Raw genomic sequence first — 15,239 nt, 5'->3', positions numbered from 1 at the left:
CCATGCACACGCGTCATATGTCATTCGGCGAGAGGCTCTTCGGAGTCGCCAATCATATCGTACTTGCCATAATCGCTCTAGCTATGCTCCTGCCGCTTCTGTATATTGTAGCCGGATCATTTGCGAGCGACCTTGAAATCGGGTCAAGGTCCTTCTTTCTGATCCCGCACGATGTGACGATCAATGCTTACAAATACGTATTTAAAGATAACGCGCTGCCGCGAAGCCTGCTCGTCTCCGTATTTGTAACAGTGGGAGGTACGCTGGTTAACCTGTTCTTTACCTTTACGATGGCCTACGCCTTATCCAGACGGAACATGATCGGTCGAAGCTTTTTTGTCAAAATGGTCGTGTTCACGATGATGTTCAGCGGAGGGATCATTCCCACTTTTTTGGTCGTAAAAAATTTGGGACTGCTGAATTCTTATTGGGCCGTTATGCTGCCTACGGCGATCAATGCGTTCAACCTGATTGTCGTGAAATCGTTTTTCGAGGAAATTCCGAACGAGCTTATTGAATCGGCCCGCATCGACGGGAGCACCGATATAGGGGTGCTATGGCGCATCGTGCTGCCGCTGTCGAAGCCGGTTATTGCGACCTTCGCGCTGTTCTACGCCGTCGCGCACTGGAACGATTTCTTCAATGCTCTCATCTACTTGACCGATGCCAAAAAGTGGCCGATGCAGGTGCTGCTGAGACAAATCGTGCTATTGGCTACAGGGGCACTGGACAATTCGGTTCAGGACCCGACCTACGTGAAGCCGCCGGATCAGTCGATCAAAATGGCTGTCATCGTCGTAGGCACCTTGCCAATTTTGCTTGTATATCCGTTTCTGCAGAAGCATTTCGCCAAAGGCGTACTGCTCGGTGCCGTGAAGGGATAATCGCTCAGCGTCCAAAGATGGTTGCGGTATCGGCACAGGAATGTGAGGAGCGCATCCTTCTATGAGAATGGGTTCCTCCGCCTGACGCAGGATACTGCTTCATCATAAAAAAACAATAAGGGTCCATATAAAGGGAGGAAACGAAATGAATTGGAAAAAAACGTGGGCGGTCACGACTGTCACCGCTGTAGCTGTTGCGGCTATCGCCGGATGCGGCAACGATGCAAAGCCGGAAGCTTCCAAAGCGGGGGACGGGAAAGAGGCGCCATTCCCGATTTCGGTAATGCTGAAGGGCTACTACAACGATTCGGCAACGGCGGAAAGCAAGGTATGGAAAAAGATTGAGGAGTATACGAACGTCAAGCTGGATCTGCAGTTTACACCCGATGCCAACTATGGGGACAAGCTGAATATTACGCTAGCCTCCGGTACCCTGCCTTCGCTTGTATTTGTGAACAACGCTAAAGTATCTGCAGTGGCGAACGCGATCAACGGCGGCGCATTTTGGGAAATCGGCCCATATTTGAAGGACTATCCGAACCTGAGCAAAGCCAATCAAACCATTCTGAACAATACGTCGGTCAACGGCAAATACTACGGGCTTTATGTCACTCGTCCAATCGGCCGGATGGCAATCAGCTACCGCAAGGATTGGCTGGATAACCTAGGCATGAAGGAACCGAAAACCATCGACGAATTTTACAATATGCTGAAGGCTTTTGCGAGTAACGATCCGGATAAAAACGGAAAGGACGACACCTACGGCATGGTTGTTACCCGTTACGGCGGACCTTGGGATATTATGCAAACCTGGTTCGGCGTTCCGAACAAATGGGGGGAGAAGGACGGCAAGCTGGTTCCGGCACATTTGACCCCGGAGTACATGGAAGCATTAAAGTTTTTCAAAAAGCTGTATGATGAGAAGCTGGTCAATCAGGACTTCGCCGTGTACGATTCGGCCAAGTGGAATGATCCGATCATTAACGGGCAAGCGGGTGTGGCGATCGACGTAGCGGAGCGCTCCTATCAGATCGACGAGAAGATGAAGCAGAACAATTCCAAGGGCTACATCGATTTGATCGGCGCCGTCAGCGGCCCGACAGGTCTTCACAACCTGCCGACAGCCGGGCACAACGGGATGTTCCTGATCTCGAAAACCGCCGTCAAAACAGAGGCTGAGCTGAAGAAGGTACTCGCCTTCCTGGATAAAACCAACGATAAGGAAATGCAAATTCTGATCAGCCAAGGCATTGAAGGCGTTCACTATAAAGTAGAGGACGGTAAGCTGGTTCCCCTGCTGCTCGCCACAGATCCGATGACGCCGGACATTAACAACAAGAACGTCACCCAGCTGCTGACATCGATCCCGTACTTGACTCCGGAATTGTTCAAGCCGAATACGCCGCTTCGTGCCAAGGCGCTTGAAGTGATGAAGGAGAACGAGAAAATCGCGGTTCATAACCCCGGCGAGCCGTTCACGACACCGACTTACACGCAAAAAGGCACGCAGCTCGACCAAATTGTCGACGACGCGCGCACCAAATTCATCGTCGGCAAAATCGACGAAGCGGGCTTCAAAGCTGAAATGGAGCTGTGGAAAAAGAACGGCGGCGACGACTATATCAAAGAAATGAACGAATTATACGCGAAAAGCAAATCCAAGTAAACTAGAACCAATGGCTCTCCTGATGATGACGAAGCTTGAAGGAGAGCTTTTTCTTCACTCTAGAACAGCAGGCGGATTCATTCACTATTCCCTTTTTGGGATAATGTGCTGTAGTGCGCTGGATGGCTTCTCCCGGACGGGCAGAAGTCATCTTTGCGTTATATGGCAAAAAAAGTTTGAATTTTGTCGGGCAGCCGACTGTTTTATTGTGACTAATTTAACTATAATGCAAATAGGAAAACTATGAATTAACCGGCTTCGAGGTGAATACAGGATGGCTTCATGGAATGACAGCGAGCTTACCGACCAGGTGAAGAGAGAAGGCATGAAGGAAGAGGAGGAAGTATTGACCGGTCTGTTCGCACAGTATGGAACCGCCCGGCATTACAGGAAAAACGAGCTCATTTTCCGCGAAGACGAGGAAAGCCGTGACATCTATTGGGTTCGAAGCGGGCTCGTCAAAATTTCGCAATCGGCCAAGGAAGGGCAAGGTATCACCTTGTTTCTGCGGTTTGAGGGTGAAATGTTCGGAGCGGCTGAAGTATTGACCGGCCAGCGGCGGCAGCGGTTTGCCCGGTGTATTCTGGACAGCGAGGTGCTATATGTGCCCGCCAACGAATTTCGAAGCCTGATGGTAAGCCGCCCGGAAATTATGTATGCAGTGACCGTTTCCAACGCGAGGCGACTGCTGCATACCCAGCGGCATACGGAAATGCTGATTTCCAAGCCTGTGCCCTGGAGACTGGCGCATTTTCTTCTCCGCTTGGGAGAGCGGCAAGGGAATGAGCTTCATGTCAGCCTGCCGTTAAGTCACGAAGAAATATCGTTCATTGTCGGATGCAGCCGGCAAACCGTTACGGAAACGTTAAACCGGTGGAATGAGCAAGGTATTGTCCATTACGGGAAAAAGCGCATTCGGATTCAAGAGCCTGAAGCTTTTCTAACGCGTGTGTAGCTTAACTGCCGTACCATCTTCATTACTGTCACAGGAGGAAATATAAATGTACATTCAACCGCAGCTAAATCTGCAGCCAGATTTTCATGAGCATATGAAGGTTATCCTGCTCGGCACCGGCTCGCCGCGTGCTTTTTACGGCAGAGCCAAATCGGGAGTGGCCGTGCTTGCCGGACATAAGACATTCGTGGTCGACTGCGGCGGCGCCGTTGTGGACCAACTGATCAAGGCCGGCGTCATGCCCCAGCGGGTATCCGACCTCCTGCTCACTCACCACCATTATGACCATAATGGCGGGTTCTTCGATCTGTTTATTACCAGCTGGAGAACCCATATTACGGCGGAGAGAGTATTCGAGGGCCGTTCAACCCCGATGCATGTGTACGGACCCGAGTCGACCCGGGATATCATCGGCAAAATGAGAGAATCGTTCGAGTTCGATGTGAAGCTTCGAGTGAGCTACAATCTGTCGGACGAAGCCGGATCGCGGATCGAATATACGGAATGCAACGAAGGCGTCGTCTATGACCGGGACGGCATCAGGATTACGGCCTTTGAGGTGGATCACCGTCCGGTTTATCCAGCCATCGCTTATAAGTTCGAATATAACGGCAAATCGGTAGTTATCTCGGGCGACACGATTCCCGTCCCCAGCATGGTTCAACACAGCCAGGGGGCTGACCTGCTTATCCACGAAGCGTACAACAAAGAGTGGCTGGACGAGTTGATCCGGCGTTATCCGGATTACGAGAAAGCTCTCTCCAATCCGGCCAAATATCATACGACGACACTGGAAGCCGCCGATATCGCCAGGCAAGCCGGGGTCAAGCATCTTGTGCTGACCCATCATATTCCGGCGCCGGAGCAGAATGAACCGGCTGAGCAGGAATATATCCGGGGAATGAATGACATTTATAACGGTCCGATCACTGTAGGACGAGACTTGATGTCGTTTGATCTGTCCCTGGACTGACGGATTCTGCCGCATGATCCTTTGTATAAAATTGGATATTACAAGCATAATAAAAAAGCCTGTCTTATTCCAAAGGTACAGAGGAGCAGATGAATGTGAAAAACAAATGGATGCCGGCGTTTCTGATAACCTTGGCGATCGTGTTTAGTGTGACACCGTTCGTAGAATCCGTACAAGCGAAAATGGCCGAGGAGAAGAGTTCGGTTTGCCTAAGTCCCAGTATGGTGCAGCTGAAAACCGATATGCAGAAGGTTTGGATCGATCATACGATTTGGACGAGAAGCTATATTGTCAGCGCCATCTCCAATCGTCCGGATCAGAAGGACGTATTGGACCGGCTGTTGCGGAACCAGCAGGATATTGGCAACGTAATCAAGCCTTATTATGGGGAAGGCGCGGGCAATAAGCTGGCTGACCTTCTGAGAGAGCATATACAGATTGCAGTGAAAATTGTAGAGGCTGCCAAAGCGGGTAATCAGGCGGATGTGAAAAAGCTGGAAGCAGATTGGCATCGAAATGCCGACGATATCGCCAAATTTTTAAGCGCAGCGAATCCGAACTGGCAGTTTAAAACGCTGCAGGATATGCTGTATACGCATCTGCAGTTGATTACAGAAATAGTCCTTGATTGTCTTAAAGGGGATTGGAAAGCGGATATTGCAGCTACCGATAAAAACGAGATCCATATGATTCATTTGGCGGATATCCTGACAGAAGGTATCGTCAAACAGTTTCCTGACAAATTTTAAGCGGAATACGTTAGATGTTTCAAAGCAGACTTGAGCTTTCAGTAATCACCCGAAAGGGCGGTTATGGAAAGCTTTTTTTGTTGATAGTTTAGAAGGATTAACTCACAAAGTTTAGTTAATAATTCATCCAATCTTGCTTCTATTTTATTGTTATACATCATATTTAGTAAAATGAGGTGGAAATTTGCACAAAAAGTGCGTTGACACTTGAATTTAGTGATGATACGATGTGTTTGGGAAAGAGATGGTAACTAAAAAGTTTAGTTTAAATGATGGATTTTTGTAAGTTGTTATCAAAATGTTTAGATTTGTTGATTTTAAACGAATGGTTACATCAAAAGCAAACAAAGCTAGACAGAGGGCCTGCGCCCTGCCGGACTTCATTTTTGAAGACGCTTACAACCAAATGGTGCCCATCTGCTTTCCGATAGGAATGATTTTCAGTCAGGTCACTTATTTTCATTCAAAGGGGTGGATAGAGCAGTGATTTTATGGAAAAAGTGTGCAATTCTCCTTTCTGCAGTATCGGTCCTAGCTGCAACATCGGCATGCAGTGAAGACAATAGAGCCGCGGAAGAACCGAAAGATTCCGGTAATGAGCTGCGCAAGAAGCTGGAAGAACCGACGGAGCTGACCGTTTTTTCACTGGAAAGTCCGGACGGCTGGAACCAGAAGTACGGGGAATATCTGAAGAGGAAGCTGCCCCAGTATAAAATCACTCACATCTCGCAAACGGAAAGCTCCCGGCTGGAGCATTTGTTAAGCTCCGGCACCCATATTGATTTATATATAGCGAATGCCCGCTCTGTAAAGCAGCAGTACATATCCTCCAATGTAGCGTTGGACATGTCGAATCTGGTGAAATCGCATCAAATCGATCTCAGTGCTTTTGAGCCTGAAGGAATCAACCAGATGACTTCGCCGGAAGGGGCCGGAGGCTTATACGGTCTGCCGATATCCAATTATACGATGGTAATGTATTACAATAAGGATATTTTTGATAAATTGGGGGTTCCCTATCCCGTAGACGGCATGACCTGGGAAGAAACATACGAATTGGCCAAAAAGCTGACGGCGAATAGCGGTGAAAAGCAATACCTCGGGTTTTGGATCTCACCCAAGCATTACTTAAGGACGAATCAATTGTCTCTTGCGTTAGTGGACCCCAAAACGGAGAAGGCGTCCATAACCAGCGAGGAATGGTACCGGCTTTTTGATACGATTTTTAAAAAGTTCTCGGACATTACCGCCTTCAGGGAAAGAGCGATAAAGGCATGGCCAAGCCACGATGCATTCAACGTTACTCAGGAATTAGCCATGTATGTGATGCAGTCCAGCTGGCTGATGGCCGCCCAAGAATCGCTCGGCAAAATGAATTTTGACATGGTGTCTATGCCGACCTTTAAAGACAAGCCGAAAGTAGGGGTGCAGGCAGCTTATACCTATATGGGAGTCACTTCCATGAGCCAGAAAAAAGATCAGGCGATGGAGGTGATCCGGCAGTTGACTTCCGAGGATTATCAGATGGAAATGTCCAGGCTGGGCGTTATGACCTCACTCAAAAGTCCGGCGGTGCAGCAGGCTTATGCGACCAATACTCCTTTTAAGGATAAGAAGCTGAACATGCAGGCCGTATTTTACAACAAATTCGCTCCGACTGCGCCTATTACCGCCTACGATGAATTTGTAGTGGAGGACGGGCTCGAGAAAACCCAGCTCAGGGATATGGTGAAAGGACTGACAGATCTCAATTCCGGTTTGAGAAAGGCAGAGGAAATTGCTAACCAGAAAATATCGGTGTCAAAATGAGTCACCGGACGATATTCATGATTAGGGGGATTCCTATGTTGTTGAAAAAAGCGCTGTTGCCCACGGTGATGATCGCTGTCTTGTTGTCCGCCTCCGCATGTACCAAGAGCCAAGGAATATCCGAACCGGAGGAGTCTCCCAAGGAGGCTGAAGGGATTGCGAAAGCTCCTGTGGAGATCGCGTTCTATAGCTCGGGCAAGGAGCCTTTGTTCGTCGAAGCGGTAAGAAAGAAGTTTCCGGAGTATACCATCAAGTATATTCAGAAGGGGACGGGCTTCAGCTTTCCTGAAATGATCGCCAGCAATCAAACGTTCGATATTTACGTGGAGAGTGCGCGAACCTATGCGAGAGATTTGCTCGGAGCCAAGCTCGAAATGGATATGACGGATCTTGCGAAAAAGCATCAAATCGACCTGAGCCGTTTTGACAAGAACGGTTTGGAGCAAATGCGGTCAGCAGGCGGATTGTATGGCCTTCCCGTCTACGGAAGCGGCATGGTTCTGTATTACAATAAAGAAATTTTCGATCGCTTCGGCGTTCCTTATCCGAAGGATGGGATGACCTGGGAAGAAACCTATGAGCTGGCCAAAAGGCTGACCCGCGTAGACGATAAGCCATATTACGGATACTGGCTTAAAACCAAAAGCTATTTGCGTAAAAATCAATACTCCCTGCCATTTGTCGATATGGAGACGGAAAAGGCGCTGATCGATAACGACAAGTGGAAAAAGACCATCGAAACCGTATTCGAAAGATTCAGCGCGATCGAAGGAATGGAAGGGAAGTTCGGCGCCCAGTGGCCGGGCTCGGATGTATTTTATAAAAACAAGGACGTGGCGATGTACTTAACGGACTCGGATATGCATCAAGGCGTTAAGGAAATGAGAGACATGAAGTGGGATATGGTCTCCGTTCCCAGCTTCAGCGATGCTCCGCGTGTCGGGCCGCAGATCATGTATACGTATTTAGGGATTCCTGCGTTCAGCAAGCATAAAGACGAATCGATGAAGATCATTCAATATTTAACTTCGGACGAATTCCAGATGGAGTTGTCCAAGCAAGGGTTCCTGACGGCCCTTAACAATCCTGACATTCAAAATGTGATCGGACAGGAAACGGCGGATAAGGATAAAAACTTGAAGGCCATTTATTATAACCCGTTCGCTCCGTCAGGCCCGACCACCAAATACGATGAATATGTTATCGAGGATGGAATAGACAAGGTAGCATTGAGAGAGCTGGTGAATAAAAAGCTGGACATAAATACGATGGTCCGTAAAGCGGAGGAGCTGGCCAATCAATCCATACAAAAAAATAAAAATTAATGCGTTGCAGTTGTAACCTAACCATTAGAACGAGGGAGCGATATGATGGAGCCAAACGAACTCATCCGCTACGTCGGCGGGCAGGCAGCCAACACGGATTATCATGACGGTCAGCTGAGACCGGTTGTCGGTACGCATAATTATCAGATCCTTCGGGCCAATCGTACCCGGCCGGAGCTAGCCGACGATTGGGGCTGGACATATAATCATGCTCCCATGCTGGCTCACTGGAACGGCAAATTTCATTTGATCTATCTAAGCAATCCGAAATCGGAGCATGTTCCGCCCGGACATACGCTGCTGACCACTTCGGAAGACGGCGTTCGTTGGGCAAAGCCGAAGGTTGTATTTCCGGCTATACCGATTCCGGCCGGCGTCTACCAGAACCCGAGTGCCCCCGAGCTTCCTCCTGACAGTTACGCGGTGATGCATCAACGGATGGGCTTTTATGAAGCGCCGAACGGCAAGCTTCTAGTGCTTGGATTTTATGGCATTTGTCCAACGTACCGCGTCCATCCGAACGATGGCAACGGGATGGGCCGTGTGGTTAGAGAAATCGATCGGGAAGGGAATTGGGGGCCGGTTTATTTCTTGCGATATAATCTTCACGCAGGCTGGAACGAGACGAATACCGGATTCCCGTACTACAGGATGTCTGAAGATCCGGCATTCATTGAAGCTTGTGAAGCATTGCTCTCCGATAGGCTGGTCACTATGCAGTGGTGGGAGGAAGATCGAAGCCCGGATGGGTTTTATAGGATCGCAGGGGGCAAAGCCCCCTCCACTTACCGGCTTCCGGACGGGAGAGTTATCGCGTTATTCAAATCGTCCAAGGCTGCTGTGACCGAAGATGAAGGGAAGACATGGTCGAAGCTGCAGGATGTTCCTTCTTTCATCATGGCCGGTGCCAAGGTCTGGGGACAGCAAACGGGAGACGGCAAGTATGCGCTCGTGTACAACCCGACGCCTACCGGCAAATACCGCTGGCCGTTAGCCATTGTCACAAGTGAGGACGGAGTGAGATTCGATCAGATGGCGGCTATTCATGGCGAGGTATCTCCGATGCGTTACTCCGGCCACTACAAAGATTACGGTCCGCAGTATATCCGGGGGATCGAGGCGGGCAATCGGACTCCGACAGGCCGTGATATGTGGTTAACTTATAGCGTGAATAAAGAAGACATATGGGTAAGCCGCGTACCCGTTCCTGTAAAGCTTCTTGTGGAACAACCGGTTCAGGATACCTTTGATGATTTGCCTGCAGGCGGCTATGTCGAAGGCTGGAACATCTACAGCTGCCAATGGGCGCAGGTTACGATAGAGCCCTTCCCTTCGGCAGACAATAAGAGCCTAAGGCTGCATAACATGGACCCCTACGATTACTGCAAGGCGGTTCGTGTGTTTCCCGAAAGCCGAAAGGTATGCATCCAATTCAAGCTGCTCGCTGCTCAGTCCGCTAACGGGTCACTACAAATCGAAGTGTGTGATTACAAGGGAACATTTCCGCTTCGCCTGATTCTGGATGCGGACGGCTGGATCAAGGCACAGCACGGGGGCTTGCATAAAGTCATGGCTTACTGTCCGGATACCTGGTATGAGATAAGATTGGATATTGATACGGTCAGGCAAAAGTATGAGCTGATCATAGGAGACTTTCGCAAGACGTTCGGCTTCTTCGCTCCCGTTTTGACGGTAGAACGTCTTGTGCTTCGAACAGGGGCCTACAGGAAGGAGCCGAATATGGATTCCCCTTTGGATTTTGATGATCTTCATGGAGCAGATGATCCCGTGGAGGAGGCCGTCTTTTACATTCAATATGTGAAAACCTCGATGCATGAGTAGAGAGAATGGAATGGAAGTGCATCGGAAAATGCTATTGGTGGTTCGATAAACCCAACGCCAGGAGGTAGCTCTTGGCGTTTTTATTTTTGTTCGGAAAGAAGCGGGTTTTTGAATTAACTATAACAATAATAGATTGAAATTAAAGATATCAATATCAAAATTAGATCAAAATTAGCGAAAACGGATTCTGTTTCTTTTGTCATCCACTCCATAAAATGGAAGTGTAATCCATATGAACCCAAAAGGAGTGCGCATGCATGAGGGAACAGCTGGCTTGGAAAGTCGGAGGGCAGCAAGGACAAGGGATGGAGAGCACGGATAAGGTGTTTTCGAGCGCTTTGGCGCGGCTAGGGTATTATTTGTACAGCTATCGCCATTTTTCATCGCGAATCTTGGGTGGTCATGCCAACAACAATATTCGGATTAGTACCAAGCCTATCCGGTCCGTCGCCGATGATTTGGACATTCTCGTTGCGTTGGATCAGGAGACGATAGACTGGAATGCAAGGGAGTTAGTGCGAGGAGGGATCGTGATTGCGGACGAGTTATGGAAGCCCGTTCTTCCTAGCGGAGTGGAAGCCAGCTTGCTGCCAATACCGATCACCCGGATTGCCCAGGAGGCCGGATCCGCGCTGTTTAAAAATATGGCTGCATCCGGCGCGTCATGGGCGCTTCTTGGACTCCCGATGTCATTATTCTATGGCGCAATAGCCCGGCAATTTGCCGTTAAGGGGGAAGCCGTGGTACAGAAAAATATCGAGGCTGCGAAAAAAGGAGCGGAATGTGCTTTGGCTCTTACCGGAGGCCCGCTAGAGGCATTCCGGCTGGCACCGGCAGACGGGAAGGAGAAGCTGTTTCTCATCGGCAACGATGCTATAGGGCTTGGGGCCCTTGCTGCAGGCTGCCGTTTTATGCCCGCTTATCCGATTACTCCTGCTACCGAGATCATGGAGTACTTAATGAAGCACTTGCCGTCCTTTGGCGGCGCGGTGATTCAAACGGAAGATGAGATTGCCGCCGTGACAATGGCCATTGGGGCGAATTATGGCGGGGTCAGAGCCTGTACCGCTTCTGCCGGGCCTGGATTATCTCTGATGATGGAGGGAATCGGTCTTGCGGGAATGACGGAAACACCGGTGGTTATCATAGATACGCAGCGGGGAGGCCCCAGCACCGGACTTCCTACCAAGCAAGAGCAAAGCGATGTTTTGGCGATGATTCATGGAACGCATGGGGAAGTCCCCAAAATTGTGCTTGCTCCAAGCACCATTGAGGAATGCTTCTATGATACAGTCGATGCGTTCAATCTGGCTGAACGGTATCAATCTCCGGTCATCGTGCTGACGGATCTCCAGCTTTCCATGGGCAAGCAAACGGCGGAGTGTTTCGATTATTCGCGGCTCCAGGTTGATCGTGGAGTTTGGATGGACGAAACGAAGCTGGAAGAAGCAAGGGGAGCCTCGGGACAAAAGGAAGAGTCCAGTTCATTCCGCAGGTATGAAATCACCCCGGATGGGATATCTCCGAGAGCCATGCCAGGTGCGAAGCGGGGAATCCACCATGTAACCGGGGTCGAACATGACGAGCACGGCCGTGCGTCAGAGAGCGCTGATAACCGGAAGAAAATGATGGACAAACGGATGCAAAAGATGAAGCATATTGCGATCCGGTGCCCTCTGACTGCTGATGCGCCGTATCTGGAGCCGGATTTGCTTATCATTGGGATGGGTTCGACGATAGGCGTCATGGATGAGGCCAGAAGGAAGCTGGACACAGAAGGGATTCGAACGAATCGCATCACGATCAGGCTGCTGCATCCGTTCCCGACGGAGGCGCTTCGTCCTTATCTTATGAAGGCTGCTAAGGTCGTTATTGTGGAGCACAACGCTACCGGACAGTTGGCATCACTAATTCGTCTGCATACCGGCAGGACTTCAGGTGTCAGCTCCCTGTTAAAATATGACGGGACGGCCTTTTTGCCTAACGAAGTTGCTGCATATTGCAGACAGGCAGTTAAAACCGCAGCAGAGTAACATGCTGATATGGAAAGTTAAGCATAGGTTTATTACCATACGATAGGCGGACAAGTAGGTTCCTGGCTTCGTTCGCTTTTCGCTTTCCATTTACCATAATTTTCATAATCCGATATAATAGGAGGAAGTTGATGTCAATATCCATATTTTTGTACCGGGAAAGGAGCAGCTTGAGTGAACGCCCATGATGATCGGAACAAGCGAAGAATCATTCTGAGCCTGCAACCGAAGCCTTACAATGAGATTCTGAAGGGAATCAAAAAGTTCGAATATCGCAGAGCATTTCTCAAGGAAGCCGTAACCGCTTTTATCTATGTGAGCTCGCCGGTCAAGGAGCTTCGTGGAATTATAGAATTCGGAACCCCGATCATCGATTCGGCAGCTCGTATAGCTGCTATTGCTGAACGGGAACACCCCGGATGGGGGCAGGGGATAACCTCTTATTTGAAGGGGCTGGACAAGGGCTACGCCATACCCATAAGGTCTATTTGCGAAATTCACCCCCTCGCCTTACAGGAGCTGCGGGACAAGTATGGCTTTACCCCGCCGCAATCTTATATGTATCTGGAGAGCAATAAGAAATTGGCAGATGACTTGCTTAACCGTGCAGCGGGAATGCTAGCTTCGGATCCAAACAACTGCTGACCGGGTGCTGATGGATGCTTTGGGCCGATATTTATTTTAAATAAGAAGAAGAGACGGTTCTTTGGCGCAGACGTGATTGTTTGGTTAAGATAGGGGGATAAGCAGCTCTGTGCTATACTAAGGGTATCCAATTGTCTTGTAAAAGGAGTCAGCATAAACATGGAAGCCGATCTAGTCAAAAAATTAAAGCTGCAGAACGCTGAACGAATCCTGATTATGAACGCTCCGGACGGTTATCTGGAAAGAATATCCCCCCTTCCGGACGATACGAGCCTGGATTTACAGCCGTCTGGAGAATATGATTTCGTACATCTGTTCGCAAGCAATGTGGACGAGCTGAATGCCCTAGGTCCTGAAGCGGCCAAAGCCGTCAAACAGGACGGGCTTTTCTGGATTTCATATCCCAAGAAAAGCTCTAAAATCAAAACGGATCTTAGCCGGGACTCCGGCTGGGAAACGATTCACGGAGCCGGCTTCGAAGGCATTGCCTTGATATCAATTGACGATACTTGGTCCGCTATGAGGTTTCGTCCGGCAGAGCTGGTTCAGAGCACAAGTCCGCGCAGGGAGCAGAGAAGCCGGCAAACGGCAACAACGGCTGAACCAAAGTCCCGGGTACTGGAAATTCCGGAGGATTTCCAAGCAGAGCTGGAGAGTAAACCGGAGATCAAAGCTTTTTTTGACGGATTATCCTTCACGCACCGTAAAGAATATGTTCGTTGGATTACGGATGCGAAGCGGGAGGAGACCCGTGTCAGCCGGGTTCAAAAGTCGCTGGAAAAGCTTGCCGCGGGGATAAAATCTCCGTTCCTGAAATCTTGATAGTAGCCCGAAAGCTCTTCGTCCGATAGCTTGTTCTTCGGAAGGAGGGCTTTTATACATGACCAGTTGAAAAAAGGAGAGTGCCGGTTGTGAGTTCTATGCTGCGTGCAGGTTCTATCATTAATGGAAAAGAGGTCATCGGAAAGGATAGCAGCGTTCATAACGTGAAAAATCCGTATACAGGTGAAGCTATCGGAACCATCGAATATGCATCGAAGGAGGACGTCGAGGCGGCTGTTGCTACGGCGCACCAAGTATTTCACTCTGTGATGAAAACCATGCCCGCCTACCGCCGGGCTGAAATATTACGGAAGGCATCAGATCTCCTGGAGGCTCGGACGGAAGCATATGCCATTATGCTGGCCAAGGAAGCGGGCAAGCCGATCCGTGACGGGCGAGCAGAAGTCGGCCGCGCGGTACAGCTGCTTCGGTTCGCTTCCGACGAGGCCAAGACGATGCATGGCGAGCTTGTTCCAATGGATGCCGCCATCGGCGGGGAACAGCGGCTGGGGATGGTACGCCGATATCCGATCGGTGTCGTGGCGGCAATTACTCCGTTCAACTTTCCGTTGAACCTTGTCTTGCATAAGCTGGCGCCGGCTATCGCGGCGGGCAACACAGTCGTGCTGAAGCCCTCGGAGAAGACTCCGTTCTCTGCGGTTATGCTCGCCAAGCTCTTTGAGGAAGCCGGGCTTCCCTCTGGAGCATTGAATGTGATTCAGGGGGCCGGAGCAGAGCTGGTGCCAACACTTGTTACGAACCCGCTGGTCCAAAAGGTTACTTTTACCGGAAGCTCACAGGTCGGCTTAAGCATTAAACAGATGGCTGGCTTAAAGAAAGTGACGCTGGAGCTCGGCTCCAATTCCCCGAACCTTATTTTCGAGGACGGAGACCTGGATAAAGCGGCGCGCAGCCTCGTAAAAGGAGCATTTGCCTTCGCCGGCCAAGTTTGCATCTCCGCTCAGCGCATTTATGTTCAGCGTGCCGTTTATCCGTCATTTTTGGAGCGCTATATTCCGATGGTGGAGCAGCTTGTTTCTGGTGATCCGCTGCAGGAGGTAACCGACCTCGGACCTATGATTACTGAAGAGGCGGCCCTTCGTGCGGAGCAATGGATCAGAGAAGCGGAGTCCCAAGGAGCAACGGTCCTGACAGGAGGGAAGCGTAAGGGAACCATGCTGCAGCCGACGGTTCTTACCGGAGTCACCCATGACATGAAGGTTATGTGCCAGGAGGTCTTTGCTCCTATTGTATCGGTGCTTCCGTTTGATACGGAAGAAGAGGGCATACGCTTAGCCAATGACTCTGACTATGGCTTGCAGGCGGGAGTATTCACAAGGAATATCAGCCGCGCCTTGCGGATAGCCGATCAGCTGGATACCGGAGGCGTCTGGATTAATGAAATCTCGACCTACCGTCAGGATAATCAGCCTTATGGCGGCGTCAAGCTGAGCGGAACCGGCAAGGAAGGCATACGATATGCCTTGGAAGAAATGACGGAAATGAAGTTCATCGGCATTCATTACGCAGAGTAGG

General features: G+C 49.9%; 12 protein-coding genes. All 12 read left to right on the top strand.

The window, feature by feature from the left end:
* Positions 1–2 precede the first annotated feature (2 nt).
* Positions 3–884, top strand: coding sequence for a carbohydrate ABC transporter permease (locus tag B1728_RS18700; RefSeq protein ID WP_079911878.1), 882 nt, complete (start codon positions 3–5; stop codon positions 882–884).
* Positions 885–1,029: 145 nt separating this feature from the next.
* Positions 1,030–2,550, top strand: coding sequence for an extracellular solute-binding protein (locus B1728_RS18695; RefSeq protein WP_144027912.1), 1,521 nt, complete (start codon positions 1,030–1,032; stop codon positions 2,548–2,550).
* A 274-nt stretch (positions 2,551–2,824) separates the two neighbouring features.
* Complete coding sequence (locus B1728_RS18690; RefSeq protein WP_079911876.1) at positions 2,825–3,505, top strand: Crp/Fnr family transcriptional regulator; 681 nt, start codon at positions 2,825–2,827, stop codon at positions 3,503–3,505.
* Positions 3,506–3,551: 46 nt separating this feature from the next.
* Positions 3,552–4,478 (top strand): MBL fold metallo-hydrolase, encoded by a 927-nt coding sequence (locus tag B1728_RS18685; RefSeq protein WP_079911875.1) that lies wholly within the window; start codon positions 3,552–3,554, stop codon positions 4,476–4,478.
* A 95-nt stretch (positions 4,479–4,573) separates the two neighbouring features.
* Entirely contained in the window at positions 4,574–5,227 is a 654-nt protein-coding gene (locus tag B1728_RS18680; protein ID WP_179136082.1) for a glycosyltransferase, read from the top strand.
* A gap of 483 nt (positions 5,228–5,710) precedes the next feature.
* On the top strand, positions 5,711–7,036 hold the full coding sequence (locus tag B1728_RS18675) for an ABC transporter substrate-binding protein (protein ID WP_179136081.1): 1,326 nt from the start codon (positions 5,711–5,713) through the stop codon (positions 7,034–7,036).
* A gap of 35 nt (positions 7,037–7,071) precedes the next feature.
* On the top strand, positions 7,072–8,361 hold the full coding sequence (locus B1728_RS18670; RefSeq protein WP_179136080.1) for an ABC transporter substrate-binding protein: 1,290 nt from the start codon (positions 7,072–7,074) through the stop codon (positions 8,359–8,361).
* A 42-nt stretch (positions 8,362–8,403) separates the two neighbouring features.
* Positions 8,404–10,203: an exo-alpha-sialidase gene (locus B1728_RS18665; protein ID WP_079911871.1), complete on the top strand. Its 1,800-nt coding sequence runs from the start codon at positions 8,404–8,406 to the stop codon at positions 10,201–10,203.
* A gap of 257 nt (positions 10,204–10,460) precedes the next feature.
* A complete protein-coding gene (locus tag B1728_RS18660) occupies positions 10,461–12,236 on the top strand; it encodes a 2-oxoacid:acceptor oxidoreductase subunit alpha (RefSeq protein WP_079911870.1) in 1,776 nt (591 codons plus the stop codon).
* Positions 12,237–12,410: 174 nt separating this feature from the next.
* Positions 12,411–12,881 (top strand): hypothetical protein, encoded by a 471-nt coding sequence (locus B1728_RS18655; protein ID WP_079911869.1) that lies wholly within the window; start codon positions 12,411–12,413, stop codon positions 12,879–12,881.
* Between the two features lie 159 nt (positions 12,882–13,040).
* Entirely contained in the window at positions 13,041–13,703 is a 663-nt protein-coding gene (locus tag B1728_RS18650) for a YdeI/OmpD-associated family protein (protein WP_079911868.1), read from the top strand.
* 98 nt (positions 13,704–13,801) lie between these two features.
* Positions 13,802–15,238, top strand: coding sequence for an aldehyde dehydrogenase family protein (locus B1728_RS18645; RefSeq protein WP_079911940.1), 1,437 nt, complete (start codon positions 13,802–13,804; stop codon positions 15,236–15,238).
* Position 15,239 lies beyond the last annotated feature (1 nt).

Source organism: Paenibacillus sp. 32352 (assembly GCF_002042965.1).
In the GTDB taxonomy this organism is placed as follows: Bacteria; Bacillota; Bacilli; order Paenibacillales; family NBRC-103111; genus Paenibacillus_S; species Paenibacillus_S vulneris.
This window is presented reverse-complemented; position numbering and strand designations above follow the sequence as displayed.